This is a genomic window from Paenibacillus sp. V4I3 (assembly GCF_030817215.1).
In the GTDB taxonomy this organism is placed as follows: domain Bacteria; phylum Bacillota; class Bacilli; order Paenibacillales; family NBRC-103111; genus Paenibacillus_E.
Genome location: NZ_JAUSZA010000001.1, coordinates 2,800,940 through 2,823,166 on the forward strand (window position 1 = coordinate 2,800,940; position 22,227 = coordinate 2,823,166).

At 43.3% G+C, this 22,227-nt stretch carries 15 protein-coding genes and 2 pseudogenes; 12 read left to right on the forward strand and 5 right to left on the reverse strand.

Going from position 1 to position 22,227, the window contains the following annotated elements:
* Positions 1-182 precede the first annotated feature (182 nt).
* Both ltrA and QFZ77_RS12915 read left to right on the forward strand, forming a co-directional pair.
* Entirely contained in the window at positions 183-1,349 is a 1,167-nt protein-coding gene (gene ltrA, locus QFZ77_RS12910; RefSeq protein WP_307440052.1) for a group II intron reverse transcriptase/maturase, read from the forward strand.
* A 265-nt stretch (positions 1,350-1,614) separates the two neighbouring features.
* A complete protein-coding gene (locus QFZ77_RS12915) occupies positions 1,615-2,901 on the forward strand; it encodes an IS110 family RNA-guided transposase (protein ID WP_307440053.1) in 1,287 nt (428 codons plus the stop codon).
* Between the two features lie 887 nt (positions 2,902-3,788).
* Here QFZ77_RS12915 and QFZ77_RS12920 read toward each other — a convergent pair.
* Positions 3,789-4,910: an NADH-dependent flavin oxidoreductase gene (locus QFZ77_RS12920; protein WP_307440054.1), complete on the reverse strand. Its 1,122-nt coding sequence runs from the start codon at positions 4,908-4,910 to the stop codon at positions 3,789-3,791.
* A gap of 169 nt (positions 4,911-5,079) precedes the next feature.
* Here QFZ77_RS12920 and QFZ77_RS12925 point away from each other — a divergent pair, with 169 nt between their 5' ends.
* The gene (locus QFZ77_RS12925; RefSeq protein ID WP_307440055.1) at positions 5,080-5,490 is read left to right on the forward strand and encodes a MerR family transcriptional regulator; all 411 of its coding nucleotides are present in this window, start codon (positions 5,080-5,082) and stop codon (positions 5,488-5,490) included.
* A gap of 502 nt (positions 5,491-5,992) precedes the next feature.
* The gene (locus QFZ77_RS12930) at positions 5,993-6,364 is read left to right on the forward strand and encodes a hypothetical protein (protein ID WP_307440056.1); all 372 of its coding nucleotides are present in this window, start codon (positions 5,993-5,995) and stop codon (positions 6,362-6,364) included.
* A gap of 929 nt (positions 6,365-7,293) precedes the next feature.
* On the opposite strand, the gene QFZ77_RS12935 is transcribed toward QFZ77_RS12930, so the two are convergent.
* Complete coding sequence (locus QFZ77_RS12935) at positions 7,294-8,559, reverse strand: IS110 family RNA-guided transposase (RefSeq protein WP_307440057.1); 1,266 nt, start codon at positions 8,557-8,559, stop codon at positions 7,294-7,296.
* 453 nt (positions 8,560-9,012) lie between these two features.
* Entirely contained in the window at positions 9,013-10,095 is a 1,083-nt protein-coding gene (locus QFZ77_RS12940; protein ID WP_307440058.1) for a stalk domain-containing protein, read from the reverse strand.
* Positions 10,096-10,564: 469 nt separating this feature from the next.
* On the opposite strand from QFZ77_RS12940, the gene QFZ77_RS12945 reads away from it, so the two are divergent.
* The 5 genes from QFZ77_RS12945 (at position 10,565) to QFZ77_RS12965 (ending at position 14,928) form a co-directional block, all read left to right on the forward strand.
* Positions 10,565-11,806: an ATP-binding protein gene (locus QFZ77_RS12945; protein ID WP_307440059.1), complete on the forward strand. Its 1,242-nt coding sequence runs from the start codon at positions 10,565-10,567 to the stop codon at positions 11,804-11,806.
* Between the two features lie 13 nt (positions 11,807-11,819).
* On the forward strand, positions 11,820-12,449 hold the full coding sequence (locus QFZ77_RS12950) for a response regulator (protein ID WP_307449473.1): 630 nt from the start codon (positions 11,820-11,822) through the stop codon (positions 12,447-12,449).
* A gap of 262 nt (positions 12,450-12,711) precedes the next feature.
* A complete protein-coding gene (gene msrA, locus QFZ77_RS12955; RefSeq protein WP_307440060.1) occupies positions 12,712-13,842 on the forward strand; it encodes a peptide-methionine (S)-S-oxide reductase MsrA in 1,131 nt (376 codons plus the stop codon).
* On the forward strand, positions 13,839-14,297 hold the full coding sequence (locus tag QFZ77_RS12960) for a DinB family protein (protein ID WP_307440061.1): 459 nt from the start codon (positions 13,839-13,841) through the stop codon (positions 14,295-14,297). The genes msrA and QFZ77_RS12960 overlap by 4 nt, the downstream gene beginning before the upstream one ends.
* Before the next feature lie 376 nt (positions 14,298-14,673).
* A complete protein-coding gene (locus tag QFZ77_RS12965) occupies positions 14,674-14,928 on the forward strand; it encodes a hypothetical protein (protein ID WP_307440062.1) in 255 nt (84 codons plus the stop codon).
* A gap of 421 nt (positions 14,929-15,349) precedes the next feature.
* Here QFZ77_RS12965 and QFZ77_RS12970 read toward each other — a convergent pair.
* A pseudogene (locus QFZ77_RS12970) lies at positions 15,350-16,550 on the reverse strand (IS110 family RNA-guided transposase).
* A gap of 768 nt (positions 16,551-17,318) precedes the next feature.
* A complete protein-coding gene (locus tag QFZ77_RS12975; RefSeq protein ID WP_307440063.1) occupies positions 17,319-17,594 on the reverse strand; it encodes a hypothetical protein in 276 nt (91 codons plus the stop codon).
* Between the two features lie 194 nt (positions 17,595-17,788).
* On the opposite strand from QFZ77_RS12975, the pseudogene QFZ77_RS12980 reads away from it, so the two are divergent.
* From QFZ77_RS12980 to QFZ77_RS37775, 3 genes and pseudogenes are all read left to right on the forward strand, one after another.
* Positions 17,789-18,146: pseudogene (locus tag QFZ77_RS12980) on the forward strand (SDR family oxidoreductase).
* Between the two features lie 15 nt (positions 18,147-18,161).
* Positions 18,162-21,134, forward strand: coding sequence for an OmpL47-type beta-barrel domain-containing protein (locus QFZ77_RS12985; protein WP_307440064.1), 2,973 nt, complete (start codon positions 18,162-18,164; stop codon positions 21,132-21,134).
* A gap of 180 nt (positions 21,135-21,314) precedes the next feature.
* Positions 21,315-21,647, forward strand: a complete 333-nt coding sequence (locus QFZ77_RS37775) for an Imm7 family immunity protein (protein ID WP_373462593.1) — start codon at positions 21,315-21,317, stop codon at positions 21,645-21,647.
* Positions 21,648-22,227: the final 580 nt, after the last annotated feature.

Consider the following 22,227-nt stretch of genomic DNA (forward strand, 5'->3'; position numbering starts at 1 on the left):
CAATGGCGAAGAACGCCAACGGATAAGGACTACTGGCGACCTGAGTACACGGCGGACCAACAGAGTGATTGACAATGAGTCTAAGACGCATTTGTTACGCCCGTGGAACAAGCAAGGAATCGATCATCTGTAGCGGAAACAAGACCAGTTTGGTGAGTAGCGGTAAAGGTGGTGAAACACCAATGAAACCGAAACGACGATATTACTCCCTGATCGATAAAGTGTACCAAATAGAAAATCTGTACGAAGCATGGCTATCCGTGAGGAAGAATCAAGGAAGCGGCGGAATCGATGGCGTAAGCATTGCCATGTTCGAGAAGAATGTGAGTATGAACCTGAGGGAGCTCCAAAGGTTATTGCAACAAGGGCGGTACAAGCCTGACCCTGTGCGACGTCATTACATTGAGAAGGAGAATGGGAAATTAAGACCGTTAGGTATTCCTACAATCCGAGATCGCGTATGTCAGCAAGCGGTACGCCAGATCATCGAGCCGATTTTCGAGAAAGACTTCTACTATTATAGCTTTGGCTTTCGAGCAGGATACTCGGCGCACCAAGCAGTGAATACGATTCGACGCGCGAAACGCGGCGGATACGAATATGTGGTTGACCTGGACATTATGTCTTTCTTCGATGAAATTCCACACGAATTACTGATGGAGAAAGTACATGAGAGAATCGCCGACGGAAAAGTACTGACGCTCATTCGCGGATGGCTAACGGCGGGATTCATGGAAGATGATCAGTTCCATGAAACGGAAATCGGGTCTCCACAGGGCGGAAATTTGTCGCCATTGCTTGCGAATTTGTACTTGAACCATTTCGACTGGGGGATGAAGGAGAGAGGTTTTGCAGTGGTAAGGTATGCGGATGATGCAGTCATTCTATGTAAAACAAAGGAACAGGCTGAAGAGGCATACCTAGCGGCAAAGACCATTCTGGAAAACGAATTACAACTACGAATGCACCCTGAGAAAACGAAGGTTGTACATTTCGATGATGGATTTCGCTTTCTTGGATTCGACTTCTGGAAGGGATATCTCATTGTACCTGACACGAAAGTGAAGAAATACAAAGATAAAGTCCGTAAGATCACCCGCAGGCAACAAGGGATTAACCTTGATGGAATGCTCAAGAAACTAAATGAAATTGTGCGAGGGTTTGGTAATTACTTCGGCATAGGGAATGTAAAGAAGAAGTTTCAACGGTTAGACGAATGGACGCGCATGAGGGTGCGAGCCTTTATGTGTAAAAAGAAATCTACGGTTTCTAATTCGCTGATACCCAACAAAGTGTTGGAATCGGCAGGAATGGTATTTCTAACAAACTTACTCACCACACGTTTCTAATTCAGTTGTGAAATATGCAGCCCGGTGACGGGTGAAGATGACTCACTCCTGAAGATGGGGAACTGACGAAGGAAAGCCGTGTGCGGGAAATCCGCATGCACGGTTTGATGGGGAGTCCGGGGGAGTAATCCCCCGTCTTACCCTACTCTAAGCTAAACATTCCTGTTAGGGCTAAGAAATAGCCTTTGTCAAAAAAGGAGCGCCTCGGTATGATGGGTTTGTCGACGGGTTTATAACCCAATACCATCAAGGAGGCGCTCTCACTATGAAGTTTAAACAAACAGACGGACAAAATCAACGTATTGAACGAATTACCACTTCTCATCTTGTTGTGGGCATCGACATCGCGAAGGAAACTCATGTCGCACAAGCGACTAATTTTCGCGGCATCGTACTTTCTCATCGTCATCTCACATTTTCAAATACAATTGAAGGCTTCGAAAAATTAGTGCGGTGGATCGATGGACTGAAACAGAAACACCGTTTACAGGGACTCATCATTGGCATGGAGCCGACTGGACATTACGGGTCAAACCTGGCTAATTGGCTTACCGACAACGGCATAAACGTTGTAATGGTGAATCCTGCCACTACCAAAAGAAACAAGGAGAATCGCGACAATAGTCCATCTAAGAATGATCCGAAGGATGCGCTTGTCATTGCCGACGTGGTCAGCCGAGGATTTTACTATGAATACTCTCGACAAGCTGCAGTCTTTCAAAGGTTGAGAACAATGATGAGTGATCGGGAATATTGGGTGACAAATAGTGTACGGCTGCAGAACCGAATCATCCGCTGGATAGACATTCGCTTCCCTGAATATTTTTCTGTGTTTAAAGATTGGACCTGCAAACGTTCCTTGGCTACGCTTAAGGAATTCCCATTTCCGCAGGATATAGAGTCTCTGTCCGTATCTGATGTGATCACTGCTTGGAGAGCGCATATGCAGCGAGCCGGTGGTTCCACTGGCATGCAGAAAGCTGCGCAACTTATCTCTCTAGCTAAGCGAAGTGTAGGCGACAAGACTGCTCCCAATGAAGCGAATCAGGATTTACACCGACTCTTGCAAGAGTTCGAACGGATTGTTGAAATACTAAATGAAATTGAAAAAGATATCCAAAAATTGCTCAGTGAAATTCCTATGGCCGATCAGCTTCGATCTATCAAAGGACTAGGCTCAATCTGTACGGCAGCTATTCTTTCAGGTGCTGGTGACCTTAGACAGTATGCGCATGGGCGCCAATTATTACGTAAAGCCGGCTTGAACCTAGCCGAAAGCACGTCGGGAAAACGTAAAGGACAGATCGTGCTTTCTAAAAGAGGCGATGCTACGCTGCGAAAATATCTATATCTAGCCACGATCCAGCTCGTAGGGAATAATCCTGTGTTCCGACAGTTACATGAGAATAATGTTCAAATCAAGCATATGAAGAAGCAACAGTCTGTATTTAAACTGCTTGGAAAACTGGCACGAATCATCATTAGTATTGTTCAAAAAGGAGAAACTTTTTCTCCTGAGATAGCTGCTCCAACGTTTACGCAAGCTGCTTAAAACGAACTTAAAGATCACATAGATTGACTCATTCGCAGGATTTCAAAAAAGAAAGCACGGAGAACCGAGCTACTGCCCGGCAAGGGCTTCAGACCCATCCGCTAAACGCTATCGGTCTCCACGCCTTGGTCAGGTGTAACGAAGGAATGTGAGGGCATAGACCCGTTGAGCCATGGGATGGTGAACGCCAAGGAGAAAGTGGAGTATGCGTGCAGAAGAATAGCACTTGGAGAAATGTTCCACACGTTTCTTCTGTTCCCGCATATCCAAACATGGAACGACGGTGTTTAATAAGCTTACTTTCTGGACGACAGCTGTTATACATGGCGATGAAATCCTGCGAATGAGTGAGTAAATGTGAGATAAACCCTTAAAACCGAGGGACGGGAAGTAGAGCGTGGTGGCAAACGGCTATTTTCACTAGGGCATGAAGGGGAAGTAACAACAGATGTTCAATGAAAATAAAGTATTTGACTGAAAAATAAAGTGTTAACTAGGTTAATATAGTTGTAGACTGAGAAAATAAAGTATTAGACTGCCACCGCGGCATTAAGCTCCCATGGAAATTAAGTCTTAGCCGCTGTAAGAAAGACCGATAAGGAAACCTACATTCATCATCTGTGGTGCGGCGCTTGCGCTGCATGTGTGGACGGGCAGATTAACGCAACAGTATTCTGGAGCAGTAGCCTTAGATTCAGGTTATTTAACGCCCCTAATTTGCAAAGACCTTCAAGATCGAAATACACGCGGTATGTGTGTCCGCAGCAGCAAGAATTGCCCTACCGAACTACGGATGGACGGAGCACCTTAGAGTTAGCAAAAGAAACCCGAAGTCTCATAAAAGACTTGGGGTTCTCGTCAATCTGAGTAGCCTTTAGGACTACTTTTTAGTTACTAATATTAAACCAACCCGGCATGGCTTGAATTACATTCCAAAGTTTTTCTGGAATATTAAGCTGGTCGAGTTTTAAAACGTTCAACTCAGAATCTACCTCGGCTTCACGTCCATTTGCGACCTTTTCAACCCAATTAGGATCCATAATTAACGCATGCCCAATGGCGACTAGCGGCAATCCTAATTCCACAGCTTTAAGAGCATCATCCGGTGTTATTATGGAACCAGCAGCCATCACAGGTACCTTACCGTTTGCTCTTTCAAGAATCAATTCAAGCCGTGTTTTTTCATCTTGACTATCTACTGGCTTTGAAGACACATTATCTAATGAAGCATGTATATAATCTAAATCTTGTTCAACAAGGATATCAATTAATTCATACGTATCTTTCATGCGTAATCCGTCCACTTTGGAGGACTCTTCAGGGGAAAATCGGAATCCTAAAATGAATGGTTTTGTAGCATGTTTTTCAATGACATTTTTGATTTCTTCAATAATCGCCAATGGAAAACGCAAGCGATTTTCAAGTGATCCTCCCCATTGGTCCGTCCGTTGATTTGTCGCTGGCGACCAGAAGTTTTGAATTAAAAATCCATGAGCCCCATGAATTTCGATGCCATCAAATCCTGCTTCAATCGCTCTTCTCGTTGTGTCTCCAAAAGCATGTATAATCGACAGGATTTCCTCATGTGATAGCTCTCTTGTTTCTACAGTTGGGCCAAGAGCAGTAGCCTCAGATTGCAATGCACTCGCACTAACTGCATCCAATCCAGGCAAGGCTTTATTGCCAGCATGGAAAATCTGTAGGATCGCAGGAGAGCCTCCACTTTTCGCTGCCTCAGCTAATTTTCGTAAACTTGGAGTAAATTCATCATTGTACCCAGCGAATTCATTCGTAAAACCCTGCCCATTAGGTGTAACATGAGTACACCCTGTAATTACGAGTCCTACCCCGTTCACTCTTTGTTTGTAATACTTTACTTCGTCATCCGAAATGGTAAGATCGTCATTACTTGACCAGGTTGTCATAGGTGCCATAACGATACTATTCTTTATTGTTATTCCACTTCTGAATGTGAAGGATTCAAATAACCTACTGTATTTTTGATTCATTTCTTTAACCTCGCTATCATATTTTCTTTTCTATTTCAGTGTAATTGGTTACCGTTACAGTAAGTAAAGGATTTATTTTTATATGATTACAAATAGAATAGTTGTCTTATCATTCTCCATATGATATATATTTAGTTACAGTAACTGTAACTAAAGGTGGGACAAGTAGATGTTGTATTCAATGACATATGTAGTGGAGAATTTAAATGTATCTGCAAAGACACTTAGATTTTATGAAGAGCAAGGGATATTACCAAATATATCTCGTGACGAAAAAGGCCGTAGAGTTTATAACAAACAACAAATAGACTGGATTTCTTTTATTCGTTGTCTCAAAGAGACAGGAATGCCTCTTTCAAAAATCAAGGATTACAAGGAACTTTATGAATTAGGAAGTCCTACCTTCTTGCAAAGAGAAGAAATGTTGATGCAGCATAAATTGGAAGTGCAGAAGAAAATTGACGAAAGTCTAAAACACTTGGAAGAAATAAACTATAAAATAGCCATGTATGAACTTCAGAAAGAAGAGGTTATGAAAAATCCCAACTATAACTTTAAATGTCACGGTTACTTAAGCTAACGAGGAACGATAGTTGAATAAACGCGAAGAAACGGCAGCCTGATTCACGGCTGCCGTTTTCTGAACTATCTGGTGACCTCATAATACGAACGGAGATTAGTTTAACAGTTGACTATTTATTATCCCTCGTGATTAGTCCAAAAATAAACAGGACAACTCCAATAAATGGAATTATTACTTCAAAAAGATGCAATCTTATATGCATATTGTTTTGAACGTAATACATCAGTACAAAGAGGAAAATACCTGACAGCATTAATTTGTTTGATGGCATTGTTAGTCACCTCAGTCCAAGTTTATCATATTGTAGGAATGAATGTTAACCTAACGAAGAAACGATAGTTACATACACAACCAAGATGAGGGTGCCGGCATGATCGACAGCCTTTGCTCAACTAAAGGGCAGATTAACGGAACTTTCCAAACTTTGGGAACGACGTATATAATACAAATTACTTTATGGAAAAGTGTTATAGGGATACACAGCGAGGGGAGTATCTGAATGAAACGATTCCAGTTACTACTGATTATTTTTGTTACTTTATTTTTGGGTTGCAAAGCTGATACAGAAGAAACATTCTCATTCTCTTCAATACTTTCTAATAATGAGGGGAAATATTATATAACGGTTCTAGGAGCAACAGAAGAACTTAAACGTGAATTTGAGCAAGTGTTTCAGCGGAATATCAATGTCATTGATGGGTATTATGAGAATGGAAATCCAAGCAATAGAGAACTACAAGCGTTAAAAGTAGAGAGTTTACCGACATATTTTGTTTTTGATACGGAAAAGGAAGTGTTTATAACAGATGACATTTTCAAATTGAGCAAATTTCTTATGGAAAGAACCAATAATACTAATCGGCTTAACTAACGGAGAACTTATAGCTCAATTACCAACACCACAGGCTGCCGCGAGAATGAATGGCAGCCTTGCTGCACTAACGGGCAGTCTTGTGATAAATATAAGCAGGTACTAGATGAAAATAGTACTAATTAATTAACCCCAAATACTTTATACTTCTGTTGTAGGAAAGAGTTAATACAGGGGAAATTTATTGGGGAGTGAAAATATTGAATAATAATTTTAATCCGAATATTACTAAGTTATTCTACATTCAGTGTGCAACATTTCTTTTTCTAAATGTGTTAATTGGAATGTTTTCAGTAACAGTTTTCATCTTAGGGCTTCCCTTAATATGGGAGTTAGAGTGGTTTCTATGTTTTCTTATATGGGCTGGATATATAATTTGTTGTCTTTGCTTAAATATTTTTATTTTCAGAGGGATGAGTACTGGTTTTCGGTGGGGGATGTTTATATTAGGGATATGTATTATAACAATTAGCGGAATCTTATTTGGTGGAATAGTAGCTGAACAATTTTAATTTTAAATCAACATTGATTAACATGCTAACTGCTACGCTCCCTCGGTATGATTTAATTTTCTCACTCAAGCTCGCGTATTCGCAGGATTTCATCTTCCATGAGAATCGGATGACGAAAGAAAGAGAGTTCATTTGGTAAGCTTATTCGTTAGAAGGTGTGCGGAAACAGAGGTGGAGGTATCCTCACCCAATTAATTCCATTTACTGCACGTATACTCCACAGAGCCCTTAGCGATTTTCGCTCCCATGTCTCAACGGGTCAATGCCCTTTCATTCCTTCGTCACATCTATCTAAGGGGTGGAGGTCGGTCTTTCTAACGGAACGGGTCGGAGCCCTTTTGCGTAACATATCCCGATACTCCGTGCTTTCTTTGTCCTCCTGCGAATACGCCAACTTAAGTGAGATATGGTTTAATTTTAAGCTGCCATTGCAAAGATTTTATCTGGGTTGTAGGCTTCCCGACTGCGTGCCATCCCAACTAAAAGTCGGGCTAACTTTCCGCATAACTTCATGATAGACTTCATTTTTTTAAGCTTTTTAACATGGACGTTATGGTGATGCAAAGCCTTAAATTCTTGGTTGCTCATGACCATGCACATCGTGATTAAATAGAGGAAGTGTCGAAGGCGTGGACGCCCTCGTTTACTCAATGTCATCTGACCTTTCCATTTCCCCGAACTTGCTTCGGTCAGATTAAGACCTGCATGACGCAGTAGTGTGTTCCCGTGGGCAAATCCACTTAGATCACCTGACTCCCCTAAAACGCCTGCTAAAGAAGTAGCACTCACGCCTGTAATCGCAAGGATCTTGCCCGCATAGGGGATACGATTAAGCACGTCCTTGACCTCGTTTTCAATTCTCTGAAGCTGCGTATTGGCTAAGTCATATTCCTCAAGAAGATGGTCAAGATGGAGCTTGTAAGCGTGTGTTGCCTGCTTGGAACCAACAGTCCGTTTGGCCAGTTCGATGAGCAATTTAGCCCTACGCACACCTGAATGCCGTTTCATGGACTTCTTCCAACCCGCAATCACATCAGCTGACTCCAATTTACATAAATCGGTGGGGAGAGGAAACAGGCGAAGGGTTACCAATGCACCCTTACAAGTTAAGATTTTAAAAACTTGTCTAAGTTCAGGGAACACAATGTCTACCCAGCGGTGGATCTGATTCACTGCACTTACAAGGCGTTTAACAACCGTTTCTCGATTTGACATCAGGACGCGTAGCTCTTCATATTCTGCGGAATGGAAACGGACAGGAGAATAATAGCCGTTTTTCACCATGTCAGCAATTACAAGCGCATCCTTTTTATCACTTTTAGATCGTGTATTGTCGCGGTTTTCTTTGTTCTTCTTGACCAGATGAGGGTTAACGAGCACGGCTTCAATCTCTTTGTCTTTAAGCCAATAAGCAAGGTTGAGCCAATAGTGGCCTGTCGGCTCCATACCGACGATCATCTTGTTTAGCTTATATGAAGCTAGCAAGTCAAGGATCCAGCGATCAAAAGATCGGAAGCCCACTTCATCATTACTAAATTCCAATGGATTACCCAAAGCAATACCGCGGAAGTTCACAGCTCTGGCAACATGGATCTCCTGTGCGATATCTACACCGATAACTAGGTGATCCACGGTAATATTTTCAATGAGTTGATTTTGCTTAACTTGTGACTTAAACTTCATAGTAGAGCGACCTCCTGATGTGGGATTTTAAGGGCTGTAGACCCGTTGTGTACTCCCATCTTACAGAGGCGCTCTTTTTTATTCAAACTCCAAATTATTCGTTCCACAGGAATTCTAACGGGAAACGTTTGTTGAATGAGAGCTATAAATACATGGTTGTAATAAGTGTGTTGAATTTAAAAGGCGTTTACCACACAATTTGGTGAATGCCTTTTTTAAAAGCTAAATAGAATAATAATGATCTTTTATCGAGTATCAAACTACGCAGAACGTTAGTTTATTGGATCTATAGATGAGTGTAAAAAGTACTTCAAAACTTAATTGTTTCTTTACTCCCTGACCTACTACGATATGGGCTACAAATATGTAGTGGTCCGTTAGGGCACTATGCCCTTAGAAAAAAAAGCCATGGAATTCAATGGAAGCTGAATTTCATGGCTTTTTAGAAATCGTTTATCTTCTAGCGTTGAAGCCGATAAAAGCTTTTGTGTTGAAATCGAATACGACTGTCAACGGTCCAAGCAGCTCATTTTGGTCTGTGCTGTAAGTAACCGTCACGAAATTGCCGTTCGCAGCTTGAACGTCTGCGAGCAATTTCTTCTGCTCGTCTGTGGAAGCCAATACGCCTACCTCATTAGAGGAGACGATTTGAACGGCTGCTTCGTCTTGCTTCGTTGTAATATGGGACGCTTGCTCCTTCACTTGCGCCCATGCCAAGTTGCGGTATTCCTGCGCTGTCTCAGGCGACATTTTCGGAGTGCCTGTTACAGGCGCTTGAGCCTGAACAACGAGGAGGAACACAGGGCTTTGCGGAGGTAGGCTTTTCGTTTCAAATGGACCGTAGTAGGCTTTTACTTTTGTGCCGGCTTTCAGGTCCTCCCATTTCACGGATTCGCCTTGAGACGTCATGACGCGAGTTTCTTTACCGCCGTTAAGTACCAAATTGTCGCCTAATTGAACTTGCCAGCCATCATCCGTATGTTTTACTTCTTTGATTGTATCTTCTTTGATTGAGCGGTCTGCGTGAACGTTAATGCTTACAGCTTGCGCTTGGCCCGGATAGCTCATCGCCATTGCTGGTCCGAACTCGGCGTCGATTTGAGTACCGGCTTTAAGATCGGCTGCAGTTAGCGTTTTACCGTCTAGGCTCTTGATGGCAGTCGATTTGTCTACGGTTAAAATGACCCATGTGCTGCCGAGCAGCTCGATGCGGGTATTACCGTCTTCCTTAGCCTGTACGCTTACGATCACACCGGATGCAGGCATCAGGTCAGCCGCTTCGTCCAGCTCGATCTCTTTGTTCGCTTCATCGTAATTTACCGTATATCCAAGCTGAGTCGCAGCGTCGCGTACTGGGAGGTACGCTTTTCCATCGATGTAGACGGGCGTTAGCTTGCTATCTTGTCCATTAACAAGAATCTTTACGTCTTTTTGTAAGTAACCTGTAACCTTTTCTACCAAATCCTCAGCTCCGACTGCGGCTGTTGTGCCGAGTATCCCAGCCAAAGTTAATATAACAGTTAGTTTCTTCTTCATATTAAAAAGCTCCTTCCGATGTTTGAAATTTAGCGTCAATCATGTTGACAATCCATCAGACGGAGGTCGGTTCAAATAGGTTGCAGTTGTCCAAAATTATGTTGTAATATTTACTCACTCTGGAGCTGTAAGGCTGCACATCTCCATTTTCCATCCCCATGATCTCGCCTGGCCACTCAATCAGTAGTTTGATAGGCTGATCAGCCTGTAAACGGGATTTCCGATTTAATTAGAGGGAACGCGGAGTGCTTGGAAACTGGCACGCTCCGTGTGGAGCAGGGGAAAAGCTGGAGATTACATCAAATGCTTACCTATTGCAACCGATAGTTCAAACACTGGGATCAGATTGCCTTGGCAGCTGCTCCTTTTGTCATTAAGCTATTGGGCAGCTTAGTTCAACGCTCATTTGTGGTAAAATGAGACTGTTGGAATAATGGTTATCACTCGAATATGGAGAGGAGAGGCGATCATGCTCCAAGAAACAGATATTATGCAAAAGGCGCCGCTCTCATGGAGACTGTTTTTTGGGTTAAAGCTTGTATTTGATTTAGCACTGACCGGTTTTTTTTATTATGAAAATTCGATTACGATTTTTTGGAGATTAAGTTTTTTAGTCTTTTCATTGGTTATTTTTCTGGTAGTTAACCAATTCTACTCGAAATTGAACAAGAGGAAAAATTGGCTTTTTCATCTACTCATCATTGATTTCTTAGTGTCAGCTTCGTATGGTTATGTCTATATTAGCGGGGATTTCCCCAATCACCTATTTGTTGGCATTACGGCGTTGGCCATTTTAATGTTTTTAAAAAAGATCCGCATGCTCATCATAGCTTGTATCATGTTACTCATCATCTATCTTATTACGATGGGCAGCATTGATTGGTATCTATATCAGCAATTGGATAAGACCAGCTATTTTATTACCTGTTCATTTATTGTTTTCGCAGGTATCGTGAGTTCTTTAATTAATTTTTATCAACGCGCACGCAAGGATACGGTGCAGTTGTATGAACAATTGAAGCAATCCCATGAGCAGCTGCAGAAATTCGCCCTCAAGACGGAAGAGTGGGCCGCCGCGAGGGAACGTGTGAGAATTGCACGCGATATTCATGACACGGTAGGTCATAAATTAACGGCTTTGCTGGTTCAAATGCAAGCGGCTCGCAAGCTAAGCCGAGTGGACCCACAACGAAGCGAACAAGCCTATCTGGAGTGTGAGGAATTGATAAGGTCCTCCTTACAAGAGTTACGTCTTTCAGTAAGGGCCATACGAGATGAACCTATACAATCTACTTCTTTAGAAGAACGTCTTCAAGCGCTCGCGGAGGAGTTTATCAAATTTGCAAAGGTGCAGACCGTCTTGGAAGTGGAAGGGAGACCTGTCACACTCCCAGGCGATCTTCAATTAACTGCTTATCGAATTGTACAAGAGTCCCTCACGAATGCCCAAAAACATGGACAAGCGAAACATGCATTCATCGTGTTGACCTACTCTGGTGAAGGATTTACTTTATGCATTCGGAATGACGGTGAGCTGCCTCACGAACTGAAACCGGGATTTGGTTTAATGAATCTGCAGGAAAGAGTGCGGGAATGGCATGGCGATGTGCATTTCCGGATGGATCAGAGAACCGGCTTCGCTGTTGAGGTGCAATTCCCTTATTCTGTAACAGAAATGGAGCGAGGATTCATTGAAAATTTTAATAGTTGACGATCAACGGCTAATGAGAGAAGGACTTGCGACCATCATCGGTTTGGAACCAGATATGGAAGTGGTGGGAATGGCCGTGGATGGGAGAGACGCCTACACCAAAGCAGCCGAATGGCGGCCGGATGTGGTGCTGATGGACATTCGAATGCCTGGAATGGATGGTATTGAAGGATCGGAATTAATCCTCAAGCACTTTCCGGTAACGAAAGTATTGATTCTGACCACATTTGATGATGCGGAGCTAATCATGAAGGTTCTGGAGAAAGGCGTCCATGGCTACTTATTAAAAGATATGCCTTCGGAGGCGATCGTAAGCGCCATTCAAACGGTTTACAATGGCGGGACTGTTTTTCAACACGAGATCACGGCAGTGCTGCTGAAAGAAATTAAAAAAATGACGGTAGAGCATCTGAACAAGGTAGATTCCGTTCAACGTACTGAGCCTGACGAGCTGGCGCTTTTAACGGATAGGGAGAAAGAGGTATTAGCTCAATTGGGTCAAGGCCTAAATAATAAAGAAATTGCGGGCTTGCTTTTTGTTACGGAAGGCACTGTGAAAAATCATGTTTCGAATCTTATCGCCAAGCTTGGGCTGCGCGACAGAACGCAAGCTGCGCTATTTTCAGTTCGTCATCTTTTATAATTAAAAGGGCATGACTTTTGGCATAGAGCATGAATTTTACCATGCTTTATTGATCAAATGTTGTGCCTTTTTTGGTGTAAACACATGACTTTCCACAGGTTTGCTTGCGCGTGATTCTTGTTAAAATCCAAGTAACGAAAAAAGGAGGAGGATAGACGTGAAATTTAGTGGTTGGAACTTTGTATGAAGTAAATTGTTTTCTGAACTATTAAGAGCTAGTGTTCGTGCCATCCCAAGATGTACCGCGGAGGTGAAAGGTAACTTGAAGATAATAAACCGCAAATTATTGTTACTGCCTATAGCGCTGCTTGTCTTTATGGTTTACTCCTTTTTCAGTTCTAATCACAAAAAAGAAATCGTGAATGCTCAAGCTGCGATGACAACAGCGAATGAAGTTTCGAACACGTCCTACGAAACTGCTATTTTTGCAGGCGGCTGCTTCTGGTTGATGGAAGAGGTATTTGAGAAGCTTGATGGTGTGTCAGGCGTTGAAAGCGGCTATACGGGAGGCCATAAGGAAAATCCTACTTATGAAGAAGTAGGTTCTCAAACGACCGGACATCTCGAATCGGTGGAAGTTCGATATAACCCGAATCAGATTTCGTATGATAACCTTCTGCAGGTTTTCTGGCGAAACGTTGATCCAACGGATGCAGAGGGGCAATTTGCTAATCGCGGCAGCGAATATCAAACCGCCATATTTTATAAAAACAATGAACAAAAAGAGTTGGCTGAGGCGTCCAGAGAAGCTTTAGCAGCTTCAGGAAGGTTCAAAAAACCGATTATCACGAAGATTGAATCTGCTTCGACGTTTTACAAGGCGGAAGAAGAGCATCAAAACTTTTTCAAGAATAACCCGATCAGTTTCAAAATCAATTTGCTCGGCTCCGGCCGCGATGCAAGCTTAGATAGAATCTGGGGGAGTGACAGAAACGTGAACATTCAAAAAGGTTTTGATAAGGAAGCAAAGCTGAAAACGCTGACCAAGCTCCAATATGAGGTCACTCAACATGGGGTGGATGAAGAGCCGTTTAACAACGAATACTGGGACAACAATGAGCCAGGCATTTACGTGGATATCGTTTCCGGCGAGCCGCTGTACAGCTCAAAGGACAAATTTGATGCAGGTGTAGGCTGGCCTAATTTCACCAAACCCTTGGAGCCAAATAATCTGATTGAGAAAAATAGCCATGGTTTTGTGTCGGTAGCTCCCGTGGTTAAAAGTAAGAATGCCGATTCCTTTCTAGGTCATAAGTTCAAGAGCGGCCCCTCACCAACGGGAGTTCGTTACTGCATTAATTCTGCAGCTTTACAATTTATACCCCTGCATGAACTTGAAGAGAGAGGTTACGGTTCGTATGTCAAGCTATTTGATGAGGAGGATTATAAATGAGAGAAGAATTTGTATTCCATTCTTTTAACAAACAACAAGACGCATTTATTGACTTAGTTAACAAATGTCCCATTGACAAACGTAATGTTGTGCCGACAGGCTTTGAAACTAACCTTCTATGGCATGTCGGGCATGTGCTTGTCGTTACTGAATTCCATGTGTTTTGTCTTGCAGACTTGCCTCGAGTTCTTCCGGAAAACTATCAAAACTTGTTTGCATACCGTACCAAAACTTCAGATTGGACAGAAGAACCGCCAACCTGGGAGCTAATAATTGCTCAACTGAAAGAACAACGTTACCTGATACATGAGTTGAAAGATAAACTGGAAGTACCTGTAAAAGAGAACTTTCTGAAGGCGGACAATATTGGAGAGCTAATTCTCTCAACATCTGAGCATTTAGCCACTCATATAGGTGTCGTCTCTGCTATGATCAAAATTCTAAAAGATGAATAGAAAGGGAGAACAGCAGTCCTTGATGGCTGCTGTTTTGCCGTGTTTAGAGGGTTTTTCAAGCTAGGTAAACAAACCTTTCTTGCTTCATTAGCAGGGCATAAATCCAGTGATGCAGTTTGTTAACACTGGCGATGAGGGTAGCGCGACTTTTAGACTTCTAGACGCTAATTCAATGTAAGGGATTCCTCTCCATCTTCTCAGGATAAATCGATGGGAATTAGAGTTACGCTGAAGTAACGGGTAGATTACACGAATGATGCATCGTGATAGAATTAAAAGTATGGGGGATGGATTCCTTCTAATGATGATATGTATAGTCTTACTAATGGCGTTGCCTCGCGTATTGTCGAATACGTAAAGAAGAAGGTGAATGGGAATGAGTAGAGATTTTGAGGGGAGAAAGTTTCAACTTTGGCATTATAAAGTTAGTCATGGTGAATTACTTATCAGAAGCCCAAAGAATGATAAAAATTATAAGAATATCGATATCATGTTTTTTGATGTTAAGTATATAGAAGTACCTAGGTTTTTACCTAATATAAAAATAGAAGAAGTTAATGAAGATGATATCAGCTATGTATGTGATAAACTTACTAAAAATGTTGCTAAGGAAGATATATATATATCATAAAATCAAATAATATCCGACATATTGTTGTTGCTGGTGCAATTAATATTGTTGAAAATGAATTGGATTTATTTGAGCTTCCGTTTAATTGAGTAGGGTTTTGTCACATCAGTATCTTAACTATTCAGGCTTTATATAAGTGTGAAGGATTGGTATGAAGGACTGCCGAAAGGCAGTCTTTTTTCTAATTTATAGTGCAATGAACACTACTATTATAGGGTGACAAGAACAGTAACTTATTCCCGACGGAGGTACACTGTACGCTTAGTGAAATCCTTTGCCATTCAGCTATTCCAGCTAATAGCTTGTCAATATTTAATTATTAATGGCGGATTCATGAGGTGGTATACTTAAAAAAGTGCATGGGAAAGAACCGTCCCATAAAGCACGGAAAGACATTCCATATATTTCTATTTCTTGCTACTTACTCTAAACGGAACGCTTCCTTAGTAGTCAAGATGGCAAAAATCCAGTGGATGAGTTTATTCACACAAGCAATTATCGCTACTTTGAACAGCTTTCCTTCAGCACGCTTCTTATCATAATAAGCTCTTAGTTTTTTATTTCTATTACTACGAATACCACATCGTACAGCTTGATATAGGGCAGTACGAAGCCTCCTGGAACCGTGCTTAGTTATTTTATTTATGGTTGCTGTAAACTTGCCTGAAGAAAAAAAACTCGGATCTATACCAGCAAAGGCAACAAGTTTCTTTGCGTGATTGAACCGATCGATTTCCCCGATCTCAGCTAAAATTGTTGCAGCAATTTTAGTGCCAATCCCGGGGGTATCGATTGGATTAAATCATATTCAAGTAACGCTTCAGCTAGGGCCTCTATCGATTTATTAAGGTCTGCTAGATGGTCCTGGTATTGAAGAAGCAATTTGATGAGCAACTGCATGGAGATCAAATGGCTTGAAAAAGCCGTTTCCTTAAAGGGGTTTCGCTTTGCTGCAGCCCCTAGGATTTGAGCGCGTTCCAAGCACCATGAGACGGATCTGCCGCGTCCAGTAAGACGCCCGATTGCAGTTGTAATCTCCAACTCGGACATTTCTAGGACTTCTTTAGACGTTGGGTGTAAAGCCAGAAATCGAAGGGAAACCTTTGAATAAAGGTCACCAAACACGCCATGATATTCTGGAAAAACTTGATCCAGAATAGCCTGAAACTGTAGTTTTGCTTGGACATACATACCCGTTAAAGATTCATGTTGGCGTGTTAGATAGCGTAAATTCATGAGATGCTGACCCCGCTTTTTGTAAGGTTCAAACTCTTCTTTATAGAACAGCGTCCCTAATAGATGGGCATCAGCGGCATCCGTCTTCAACCGTCGCAAATTGGTTTTCTTGGCGTTATGTGAGATTAAAGGATTAATGACGATGTTCAAATACTGGTGCTCATCCAGAAACTGAACAACGGGGCTATGATAATGGCCTGTTGCTTCCATAACAATGGAGGGACGCATCCCTGCAGCTGATTCCACTCCTCTCATATAATTTAGAAAAGACGCTAACCCTTCAAGATCATGATTAAACCAAAGATCTTCCCATGAGGTACTCCACGGTCTAAAGAAGCTTGTGCATGGCTCTCTCCCTTTGATACATCCAAACCAATGACTGGAATTCATAACTTCACTCCTGTAGTATTTTCACCGGCAACCCCTAACCTTCTTGTCTTCCACACTATCGCATGTGATACGGGATTCATGTCCCAACCAGCCTAACCATGGTTGAACAAGTAGGGGGGATGAACTGAATAGCTCTCGGGATCCAAGTCCCACGGGCAGAATCGTTCGATCCCCGGCTACCGTTATCTTACGGCCTCAAAAAAATGAGGTCGACCAGAAATATCTGGTGACCTCATAATACGAACGGGCAGGTTGGACGACGCGCCTTCTCTCCATTCTAACTGCCCTTTTTTGAAACTAGTTTTCATTTACTACCATTTCCAGATCATACAGTTCTCTGTTCCCTTTTTCATTCCTTCAGCTGCCTTCTAATTCCGAAAGGTTATTAAATGGTAGAGTCGATCACCTTCAGCCCCTCATGGGCTTTCTATGCGCCTATGTTATGTTCAGCGAGTCCTGCAGTTATTCTATTCTAAAAATAAGAGGAATGGAAAAGACCATCGAAATGGTCGGGCCGTCCGGTCTGACACGCGAGAGCATTGTGTTTGATGTCGGTTTATTCGAGGGTATCGCGTCATGGGACCGGTGGCCTATATTCGCAAACGCCTTGGAGGTTCAATTCTTAAGAATACTCACTTTATTCTTAAAAAACAGCATATGACTTGCTTCCTCACTTTGTTACTATGAAGTTTGTCGAGGTGTCGCTGAACACATAAGCCACAGGCGGACTGTGCTTGCCCGAAAACGATGCGTTTTGCGTCTGCCTAAATAAACGGTGGAAAGGAGATGTCGTCGGACATCACTTTGCAGGCAGGCGGAACAAGGGGATTGGGAAATTTCCCCGAGTTGGAGCATCCATTCGGGCTGCGCGACGGCGATAATTCGTTTATATGGGCCATGGGCGATTTCTTTCCTTTATCGTGATAACCGATGGCTTGCACCACTTCTTTCACTTCTTCTTCGCTAAGCAACGTTTGCACGAAGTTCGTAAATGGGGCAATCTTTTCATGAGAGGTCATCTTTTCGATTCGTGGTGTCATGATTACCGATTCTACTAAACGCAAAGTCTCTTTTCATATTTTATTCCCTGTTAATGGATAATCAACACACCTGATGTCCGACATCTGTCTGCAACGTTATAGACGAGGGTACCGTCAGCGCGCTCGAGGCGCAGTGAGCGTTATTGACATTCTGTCAACTCGCGGGCATCATCAAGCGAATCCCAATGACCGAGATGAGCGCAAAGGACTTCCGTCAGGTCATCGACGTTGACTTAAACGCGCCGTTCATCGTGGCAAACGCTTTCAAACAGTCGATGATAAAGAAAGGCGGCGGCAAGATCATCAGCATCTGTTCGAGGTTGAGTGAGCTGGGCCGCGAGACAGTCAGTGCCTATGCGGCAGCCGCCCCCCTTCAACCAGTTTATCATCAGCAAGATGCCCGCGGCCCGTTGGGGCACGCCGGACGATTTGCAAGGTCCAGCCGTGTTTCTGGCCTCGCCCGCATCCGATTTTGTTAGCGGTTACATCCTGTATGTAGACGGAGGCATTTTGACTTACATTGGAAATAAGTCACAGAATTGCGTTATTTAAGAAAGGAGAGCGATTATGAAAAAGCATTTGAAACAGGTCTTATCGTTATTGTTATGTGTACCAATAATATGTATGCCGACGCTTGTCCTGGGATCAACAGCGAATGTTGCTGCCGCGGCTGAGAACGTCACACTGGGTGATCCTATTGTGTCTACCGGTCCCAAAGGCTTTACCACAAGGATAGAGGCGGAAGATTTTTATAAACATACAGGCAATATCTATATAAGGGACAACGGAAATACGGTACCGGGATCTGCCGCCGCGGATGATGTCGTTTTAACAGGCGCCTCGGGCGGCAAATTTGTGGATTTCAGCGACCCTGTCGCCAACTATAAAACGGGCAGCGGCTCTAATAATAACACCATTCCATCGGGGCAGGACAAGGCCAGCTGGAGGGTGATTGTACCTGCGGCGGGCGTTTATGAATTAGCTTTTAAATATAACAACCCAGCCACAAAGGTGGGCGGTTACCGAAATGTCCGCGACGAGAGGAATAGCCGCATTATTATCAACGATGATGAACCGGATTTTACGAATACTATGGATCCGCATTGGGCGGGCTGGATGATTTTCAATATGTCCGGATACATTGACAGTTATAATCCGGAGACCAACACATCCCTGACTCCGCAGACGGACAATGACTATGCAAACGTAAAAGGCAATACGGCTTGGAATAACAACTATATGAACGTCTGGCTGGAGAAGGGTGAAAATACCGTTATTTTGGGAATGGAGGCGCCTCCGGGACAGGCGGTTTACGATGGACCCAATTTGGATTATTTCGATGTGACCTATATTGGAGACCAATATGTCAGCAAGGACACGATCCCCTATCTGAGCGACGATTTCGTCTTCCAACATCCGGGCGTCTATTTCACACTGGAGGACCTTGATAACATCAAGGCAAATAAAAACAACTTGGATACAGTATATGGAAAGGGATATCAGGAACTCGTAAGCGCCACTACCTGGTTCGATAACAATAAGGTTAATCTGGCGCCTGTGCTCGATGTGGGTCCTTACAACAGCCCCAATATCGGAGGTACCGAATTTACCCGCGGCGGCAGCAAGGCGCTCTATTACGCTTTACGGTACTATTTGGACGGAGACGTAGCCTACGGGAAAAAAGCGAGAGACGTCCTCAATGGGTGGGCCAACACTCTGAAGACCCTCGGGCTCGGAAACGACTTGAAGCTGCGCATCGCCATCGTGGGGCCGGATTTCGTGAACGCCGCCGAGATCATAAGGCAAGTCTACAATAACGATCCCTCCGTTGCGCCGACGGACAAATGGCAGAAGGCAAGCATGGCCGAATTTGAGACTTTCCTGCACTTGCTGCTGTCCAAGACCTACGATTTTTATCCCCAGGCCAATGGCAACTGGGATGCTATTCTCGGCGACTTCAACATGGCCACAGTGGTCTATTTGGAGGATGTTGGCTTATTTAACGATGCGCTGAAGCAGCGGTATCTCGGCACTTACAGGGAAGGTAACACTGTGTCCATGGGAAGCCTACCCAGCTATATTTACCCGTCCGGCGAGCAGCAGGAAAGCAGCCGCGATCAGACACACGCCAGGATGGGCATTACGGGTCTTGCTTCTCAGGCGGATATCGCCTGGAACCAGGGTATCGATCTTTACGGGGCCTATGACAACCGCCAGCTTAAAGGCACGGTGTACAGCGCGAGATATGCAGTCGGCGAGGAAGTGGAATCGGCTACGTTCATTTCCGACAAGAACAGAACGCAAAGCGGTATTGAGGCCATCGGATACGAGATCGTCGGCAACCACTATCTCAACCAGGTCGCGGACGTGGCCGCTGAGGGAGAAACGGATTTAATTTATGAAGCGGCGAAGATGCGTCTGCGTACGGGCTCAATAAATAACGAAGCCGGCCGGAAGGCTAACTATTACGGTGCGATGATTTTCACAGATAAGCCTTACGATGTTGCAATGACTTTGAGCGCCAACAAAAACGCGTTGAGCTCCGTAGGCGATGAAATCGTCCTAACGGCCAATGTGCAGACGGATTCCGGCATCAAGCGCGTAAACTGGGATATTCCGGAGTCGCTGAAGCCATACATCGATTACGAGATCATCAGCGACACGATGCTGAAGCTGAAATTGAGGGAGATGCCTGACCTTTATGAGATCGCCGGCGTCATCAAGGCAACATCCGTCAAAAAGGCCACCGTCAGCGCTACCTTCTCCATCTCAATCGACAAGAAGCCGCCGGTGACGACGGCTGCTGTCTCACCAGCTCAGCCGGACGGGCTTAATGGGTGGTATGGACACGCTGTAACAGTTAACTTTAACGCTTATGACAATCTGTCGGGCGTAGCCAAAACAGAGTACAGTTTGGATGACGGACACACATGGCAGGCTTATACATCGGCGTTAATGTTCGACAAAGATGACAAATATACCGTGAGCTACCGTTCGACGGACAACGCCGGCAATGCAGAAGCGGTGAAAACGATCGGCTTCAATCTGGATTCGACGCTACCTACAATTACGGTTACCGGACTTGTGTACGGCACGTACAGCGATTCTATGGATATTACGTCGATCCTTACGTTCAGCGATAACTTGTCCGGAGTCGACAGCAGCAAGACAACGGTCACGATAAGTACAAATGGTGAACCCCAAACCGTGCAGCAAGGAGCCACTATTCCGCTATATACGCTGCCGCTTGGTTCGCACACATTTATCGTAACGGCAAGTGACCTGGCAGGGAATACGAGTAGTCAAACCGTATTGTTCCAAACTACGACAAGCGTCCAATCCTTGCAGGCATTGGTCACACGCTTTATGAATACCGGATGGATCGATAACGCGGGCATTGCCAACAGCTTGCAGAGCAAATTGGCCAAGAACAACCTAGATACTTTCGTGAGCGAAGTGCAGGCCCAAAGCGGCAAGCATATTTCTGCGCAAGCCGCAGGCTACTTGCTTCGGGATGCCCAGTATTTGTTGTCCAAATAGTAAGAGGGTATTGCCTGCTTCCGTTAACTGACGTATCAAAGCTGCATAATTTAATAGCCTATTGTAGATCAGCCCCTCTTGTGCAAACGGAATGTAGATAAACTTCCATAAATGTACAAGAGGTTTTTTTTACCGTGTACCAGGGATGTTTAAGTTAACTAAAGCATACCCTGAATCGGCATGAAAAGTTTCTCTCATGCAGATTTCAATAGGGAAAAAATCTCAAGTATACGGAGAAGGAACGGGCTGCACTCATGGACCATTTCTGGCTTACATAACCACTTTTCAAAATATGTTCTAGATATATATAAATGGGTGTCGGAAAATTTACCTGGTTCGTATGGATTGTTATATGTTCATAACGATGAGGATTTCAAGGGTAAAGACGATAACAGTAACAATTTTATAGTCTGGAAATTAGCAAGGGGTAATTTAACTCAAGAGAAAGACAACTACCTATCACCATATATACCAGTAGTTGAAGATGAATACGATCCAAGTAGGAATGACTAAATAAAATACTGTCACTATGCTTAACGAGAAGCAAGTGCTGAGTAAACAATTACATAAGCTCATTCCGCTAACGGAGAACAAGTGTTAAGTAAATGTAACATGATTGAAATCTTATTTTCATGTGGCATTAATGAATCAAGCCTATAATAAAAGTCGACCCCCCTTTAAAATATAAACTTAGACCCTCAGCCCGTTGCTGTGGGTCTCTTTTTGCTATTAAACTAAAGGGCATTTTAACGCAACATTTGAAAGTTTATTAGTGAAATCTAAACCAAGCGAACCATCCTTTTTCTTTATCCTTTACTACATAAATTTGACCATGAGAGGCATCATATGCTGGCAAAAATTTAGGGAAAAGTATCTCAACAAACCAAGAATTTTTTGCCACTTAGGAAATAACTGAAACAAAAACCTATAACCTGTTGTTTGGAACCGTAGATAGCGAGATCGATATTGTTAATATTTACCACCCAATATACAGCCGTACTTACAAATCCGTCAACAATAAATATGTTTGTTGTATCAAGAATTTGATAAATGTTATACTTGATATATCAACAATATTACAGGTGAAGGATTG

What these genes read in the sequence shown, in the direction of transcription:
- QFZ77_RS12975 (WP_307440063.1), bottom strand. Translation starts at nt 17,594, where the DNA reads ATGACACCACGAATCGAAAAGATGACCTCTCATGAAAAGATTGCCCCA.
- QFZ77_RS12925 (WP_307440055.1), top strand. Translation starts at nt 5,080, where the DNA reads ATGTTGTATTCAATGACATATGTAGTGGAGAATTTAAATGTATCTGCA.
- QFZ77_RS12950 (WP_307449473.1), top strand. Translation starts at nt 11,820, where the DNA reads ATGAGAGAAGGACTTGCGACCATCATCGGTTTGGAACCAGATATGGAA.
- ltrA (WP_307440052.1), top strand. Translation starts at nt 183, where the DNA reads ATGAAACCGAAACGACGATATTACTCCCTGATCGATAAAGTGTACCAA.
- QFZ77_RS12985 (WP_307440064.1), top strand. Translation starts at nt 18,162, where the DNA reads ATGAAAAAGCATTTGAAACAGGTCTTATCGTTATTGTTATGTGTACCA.
- QFZ77_RS12940 (WP_307440058.1), bottom strand. Translation starts at nt 10,095, where the DNA reads ATGAAGAAGAAACTAACTGTTATATTAACTTTGGCTGGGATACTCGGC.
- QFZ77_RS12930 (WP_307440056.1), top strand. Translation starts at nt 5,993, where the DNA reads ATGAAACGATTCCAGTTACTACTGATTATTTTTGTTACTTTATTTTTG.
- QFZ77_RS12945 (WP_307440059.1), top strand. Translation starts at nt 10,565, where the DNA reads ATGCTCCAAGAAACAGATATTATGCAAAAGGCGCCGCTCTCATGGAGA.
- QFZ77_RS12935 (WP_307440057.1), bottom strand. Translation starts at nt 8,559, where the DNA reads ATGAAGTTTAAGTCACAAGTTAAGCAAAATCAACTCATTGAAAATATT.
- QFZ77_RS37775 (WP_373462593.1), top strand. Translation starts at nt 21,315, where the DNA reads ATGAAAAGTTTCTCTCATGCAGATTTCAATAGGGAAAAAATCTCAAGT.
- QFZ77_RS12915 (WP_307440053.1), top strand. Translation starts at nt 1,615, where the DNA reads ATGAAGTTTAAACAAACAGACGGACAAAATCAACGTATTGAACGAATT.
- QFZ77_RS12965 (WP_307440062.1), top strand. Translation starts at nt 14,674, where the DNA reads ATGAGTAGAGATTTTGAGGGGAGAAAGTTTCAACTTTGGCATTATAAA.
- QFZ77_RS12920 (WP_307440054.1), bottom strand. Translation starts at nt 4,910, where the DNA reads ATGAATCAAAAATACAGTAGGTTATTTGAATCCTTCACATTCAGAAGT.
- QFZ77_RS12960 (WP_307440061.1), top strand. Translation starts at nt 13,839, where the DNA reads ATGAGAGAAGAATTTGTATTCCATTCTTTTAACAAACAACAAGACGCA.